Source organism: Limosilactobacillus mucosae (assembly GCF_046939755.1).
GTDB classification, from domain to species: domain Bacteria; phylum Bacillota; class Bacilli; order Lactobacillales; family Lactobacillaceae; genus Limosilactobacillus; species Limosilactobacillus mucosae_A.
This window is the reverse complement of sequence record NZ_JBKZAY010000073.1, coordinates 1-922: the sequence shown is the minus strand read 5'-3', so window position 1 is coordinate 922 and position 922 is coordinate 1. Positions and strand designations below refer to the sequence as shown.

Genomic DNA, 922 nt, shown 5'->3' with positions numbered 1-922 from the left:
AGGCAGCTGACAGTTGGGAAGCCTTAAAAGATAATCGCGGGCATCGCAAGCCGCAAAAAGCTTTAGAAGAGATGACCGAAAAAGAGCGACTTGAAGCTGAAATTAAAAGACTAAAGAAAATCAATCGAGAAATGGAGCTTGAGATCGCATTTGCAAAAAAATTAGTCGAAATACGCAATCGGGGGGTGAAGCGACCGGACGATATCAAGCGGTTCAAGAATTAATCAACGAAACCGCAGGTTCCGTTAGCAAACTGACTAAAATTGCCAAGGTTTCACGCAAATCATACTATCAGTGGCTCAAAAGACAGCCAACACAAAGAGAAATTGAGAACCAGGCAATTTTGGAAGCAATCTATCAGATTGAAAAACGCCATCAGAACTGCGCTGGTTATAAAAAAGTAACCGCGATTTTAAACAATGAGAATGGGAAAAATCAAGAAATTCCAGAATATACCTTTTCGTTTGACTTTCGTATCAATATTAAGCGTGTGCGCCGAATCATGCGGAAGCACGGCATTAAAGCCGATGTCCGTCAGAAAAAGCGCAGCCGTAAGCAGGAACAACAACAGTATCAAGAGGATAACTTATTGGAACGGAAATTTATTCAGGTAGCGCCGAATCTGGTTTGGGTGTCCGATACAACAGAACTAACCTATGGTCGCAACAACAAGGTTCGCTTACACGTAGTTTTGGACTTGTATGGTCGTTATGCGCTCAGTTATCATATTTCGCCAACTGAGACAGCAGAAGCCGCAATGGAAGTCTTTAAACGTGCCGCCAAGCAGGCTGGGACGTTCGCACCAATGATTCATACCGATCGTGGCGCTGCCTATACTTCAAAAGACTTCAATAATTATTTAGCTAGCAACAATAGCAAGCACAGTCTCTCTGCGCCTGGCACTCCCGCTGATAACGCAGTG

The 922-nt window shown here is 43.7% G+C and carries 1 protein-coding gene and 1 pseudogene; both read left to right on the top strand.

Features of this window, described 5'->3' with window-relative positions; genetic code table 11:
• Nucleotides 1-224 (top strand): annotated as a pseudogene (locus tag ACLUWI_RS10125) (helix-turn-helix domain-containing protein); the annotation flags it as partial.
• Nucleotides 224-922: IS3 family transposase (locus ACLUWI_RS10120; RefSeq protein WP_412147220.1), on the top strand; the 699-nt coding region annotated here is incomplete at its 3' end. The pseudogene ACLUWI_RS10125 and the gene ACLUWI_RS10120, both read left to right, overlap by 1 nt.